Here is a 3,674-nt window from a genome sequence, read left to right as displayed (position 1 = left end):
TTTTGCTATCCGTGAAGGTGGTCGTACTGTAGGTGCTGGTGTTGTAGCAACTATCGTAGCGTAATAATTAACTTTAAAGTTAATTGTTAGAAAAAGGTCACTCAGGTGGCCTTTTTTAATGCCTGAAGAAAAGTGTCATATGAAGGTGGCGCTCTTACCTTAGGCGTAGGTGCTTTGTAGCAATTATCGTAGCGTAATAATTAACCTTAAAGTTAATTATTAGAAAAAGGTCACTTAGGTGGCCTTTTTTAATACCTGAAGAAAAGTGATTGGCTTTTCGTTATAACTTTATTGCCGTAGCTTGGATTGAGTTTTACGAAACCCGAGGAAAAAGATTGCTGAAAATAACTACGCAGTTAATGGACTATTTAATACGTTAAAATGATCATGCTTTTAATAAAATTGGTACCAATAAAAAGCACGGCTAGGCCGCGCTTATATTGAATTAGCTTTTGGTATTTTAGCCAATAACTAATATACGCTAAAAAGCTTTAATTTTTCTTCGCATATTCTTCAGCTTGCTTTAAAACTCTTAATAAATTACCGCTAAGAATTTTTTTAATATCAGCATCGCTGTAATCTCTATCCATTAAACCTTGAACAAGGTTAGGGTAGCTAGATACATCTTTTAAACCGATAGGTAATGAATCGCCTACTCCATCATAATCAGAGCCAATACCTACATAATCAATACCAATTAGCTCAACTACGTGATCAATATGATCAAGTACTTGCTCAAGGCTTGCAAATGGGTAAGGGTTTTTAGCACGGTAGGCAGCATCAAAATCTTTGCTTAATTTAGTCCCGTCTTTTTTAACCGACTCTTTTGTGCTTTTTAACTGCTTGCCCCAACTACCTGCTTTAGCGGTAACAAAACTTGAGCCAAAGTTGATTTGAATAACACCGCCATTTTCTTTAAGTGCCAATAGCATGTCGTCATTCATATTACGCTCAAAGCCTGGCGTGTATTTACGAAGTGATGAATGTGAGGCAATTACGGGTGTTTTAGAGAGATCCATAACCTGATAAAACGCATCATCAGAAATATGTGATACGTCGATTAACATACCAATATTATTCATTTCAGTAATTAGCTTTTTACCAAATGGGCTTAAACCTTTCCATTTGCGGCGAATATCATAAGACGAATCCGAAATATGGTTGCTTTGCGAGTGCGCTAGCGTGATGTAGCGAATACCGCGGTCGTAAAAGTGCTGAAGGTTTTTCATATCTCCTTCGATAGGAGAGCCATTTTCCATACCCATTGCAATAGACAGCTTACCTTGCTTAAACTGCTCTTCTATATCAGTGCTTGAGCTGGCAATAGCAAACTTATCGGGTGCGCGCTGGGCTATAGCTTCCATACTATCAATCATTTGATTGGCTAGTTGGTAGCTTTTTCCTTTACCTTCAAATTCCAAATGCGCAGGAATATAAATCGACATAAACGGTGCGTTTAAACCGCCTTTTACAGCGCGAGGGTAGTCAAAATCGCCATCAGTTGTCGCCTTAGTTACATCAACCCAGCTTTCGTGAATTCGATAAGGTACGTCGATATGGGTATCAATTAAAATGGTGTCTTTAGCGAGTTTAATTGCTTTGTCGGATGCTGTTATTGTTTGTTCTGCATGGACTTGACTAGTTAATGCTAGTGATACGGCTACCACTAGAGTGCTGAGTTTTATCATGTTTTGGCTCTTTGGGTAAAAAGCCATTGTGTACGTTCAATTCAAAAGTTACAAGTACTACACCTTAATCAAACGCCTCTGCTTGATGCTCTTCACTTTGCAGCGCTTTAAATTCGCCCTTAGAAATAATAGTAACTGACTCATGTAATTCCGAGAAAAACACCATTGCTTCGCCATTTTTAAGCTGTAGCTTAACTTGGTTAACTTTAGATTCAATGCTTGCTTCTACTTCGCCATAATCGGTGCCTTCGCGCAGTACATAGCTTTCTATTAGGTTGTATAGTGTATCTTTATCGAGTTGTTCAAAAGGGATAATCATAATTGCTCTTTGTTTGCGTTGCCTAAAACATGTTGCCCAAAATAGCATGGCACGGCTTTCTCTAACCAAAATATGGGCTTAAACGGATTTTTACCGCTAATAAAACCAACATGTCCGCCTTTGTCAGAGATGCGCAGCGTAACATGCTCACTTACATCTTGCCTACTCGGTACGGCCTTAATTGAGAGCATTGGGTCGTCTTTGGCATGAATAATAAGTGTGGGTATAGCGATATCTTTTAAGTACGGCATAGCACTGGCTTTACGATAGTAATCGTGGGCATTTTCAAAGCCATGTAACGGTGCTGTAAGTTGGTTATCAAACTCTAATAAATCATCAATATTCATTAATTGATCGGTAGTTATAGGAATTTGCTGCTTAATTTGTGGCAATTTACGTTGCATCGACTTTTTCATGCGATCGAGCAGATATTTTTGGTAAATTTTACCTAAGCTTTTACGAATAACATCGCTTGATGACGACAAATCATAAGGAGCAGATACCACCGCTGCAGCACTTAGTGGGCATGCTTGTGATTGTTCACCTAAGTATTTGGCCAGTACGTTACCGCCTAACGAAAAACCTACAGCGACCATAGTGCGCTCAGGAAACTGCAGCTTTAAGTGATTAATAAAAAAAGCTAAATCGGCGGTATCACCACTGTGATAAGCACGTGGAAGGCGGTTTACTTCAGTTGAGCAATTTCTAAAGTGCATAAGCACAACTGCATAACCTTGCTTTTTTAACGCCTTCATCATGCCTTTGGCATAAAAGCTATTTATATTGCCTTCAAGGCCATGTAAAACAACGGCAAGTGGAGCGGTTTCGTTATGTGGAAGTGACCATGCGAGCTCAATAAAGTCACCATCAGGTGTATCAAGTTGCTCAAGTTCGTAGCGAGTGTGGTGAAATGGGCGGAAAAAACGCGGCATTATGGTTTGAACGTGACGATTGGTCATCCACCATGCTGGTTTGAACTGAGAGATCATGTTTGTACTACGCACTTTGTATTAAACGAAAAGCTAGTGTACCAAATTTTTCGCTTCAGAAAATAAAAAGCGCCTAACTAGTAAACTAATAAGGCGCTTTAGTGCGTCGTGCTTAATTTTGTTCGGGAATTTCTGCATCATGTATTTTTTTCAAAAAGAAAAAAGCAAAAAATATACACAAAGAAACAACGATGGTTAAAAACCCAAAAGACATAAATAAAACTGGATCTGTAAAAAAATCTCTAAAGAATACGTTCATGAGTTGTTCCCCTCGTTGTTGATGGGTTAATCATAGGCGGTGTTTGCAGGTCGCAACGTGATCGAGATCAAGTTATTTACATAAGCAGATATAGGGGTGAAGCTAAGTTGATTTAGATCATGCTTTAAAGGCTACTAAGTTATTACCACTGAGAGCTAAGAGAGTTTTTCACTTTACCTAAAAGCGTAGCGCTTTAAACTTTTTTGAGTAAACCACTTAAAGATTTTTTGCACAAAGAGAAAAGAATGAGAAGTAAATGAGGGTAGAGCAACAAACTGCTCAATATTTATATCTAAGTAACGGAGTTTTTCAAGTTAGTTGTCGCATCAAATTAAATTTTATGCCGCCCGCATTGCTTCTTTTTTCTCTGGATTTAAATTTACTTCATTGATCATCGTCCAATCTCGAGACTTTCCTGA

The 3,674-nt window shown here is 38.4% G+C and carries 3 protein-coding genes; all 3 read right to left on the bottom strand.

Features of this window, described 5'->3' with window-relative positions:
- Nucleotides 1-491: 491 nt before the first annotated feature.
- The 3 genes from I6F45_RS21065 to I6F45_RS21055 all read right to left on the bottom strand — a co-directional run bounded on the left by I6F45_RS21065 (nucleotide 492) and on the right by I6F45_RS21055 (nucleotide 2,996).
- Complete coding sequence (locus tag I6F45_RS21065; protein WP_165729563.1) at nucleotides 492-1,688, bottom strand: dipeptidase; 1,197 nt, start codon at nucleotides 1,686-1,688, stop codon at nucleotides 492-494.
- A 64-nt stretch (nucleotides 1,689-1,752) separates the two neighbouring features.
- Nucleotides 1,753-2,007, bottom strand: a complete 255-nt coding sequence (locus I6F45_RS21060) for a YheU family protein (protein WP_007582257.1) — start codon at nucleotides 2,005-2,007, stop codon at nucleotides 1,753-1,755.
- The gene (locus tag I6F45_RS21055) at nucleotides 2,004-2,996 is read right to left on the bottom strand and encodes a hydrolase (RefSeq protein ID WP_165741905.1); all 993 of its coding nucleotides are present in this window, start codon (nucleotides 2,994-2,996) and stop codon (nucleotides 2,004-2,006) included. Before I6F45_RS21055 ends, I6F45_RS21060 begins: the two co-directional genes overlap by 4 nt.
- Between the last annotated feature and the right edge of the window lie 678 nt (nucleotides 2,997-3,674).

The organism is Pseudoalteromonas sp. SWYJZ19 (genome assembly GCF_015864375.1).
GTDB lineage: Bacteria > Pseudomonadota > Gammaproteobacteria > Enterobacterales > Alteromonadaceae > Pseudoalteromonas > Pseudoalteromonas arctica.
This window is presented reverse-complemented; position numbering and strand designations above follow the sequence as displayed.

Excerpts from the sequence above, each read along its gene's own strand:
- I6F45_RS21065 (WP_165729563.1), bottom strand. The coding sequence starts at position 1,688 with ATGATAAAACTCAGCACTCTAGTGGTAGCCGTATCACTAGCATTAACT.
- I6F45_RS21060 (WP_007582257.1), bottom strand. The coding sequence starts at position 2,007 with ATGATTATCCCTTTTGAACAACTCGATAAAGATACACTATACAACCTA.
- I6F45_RS21055 (WP_165741905.1), bottom strand. The coding sequence starts at position 2,996 with ATGATCTCTCAGTTCAAACCAGCATGGTGGATGACCAATCGTCACGTT.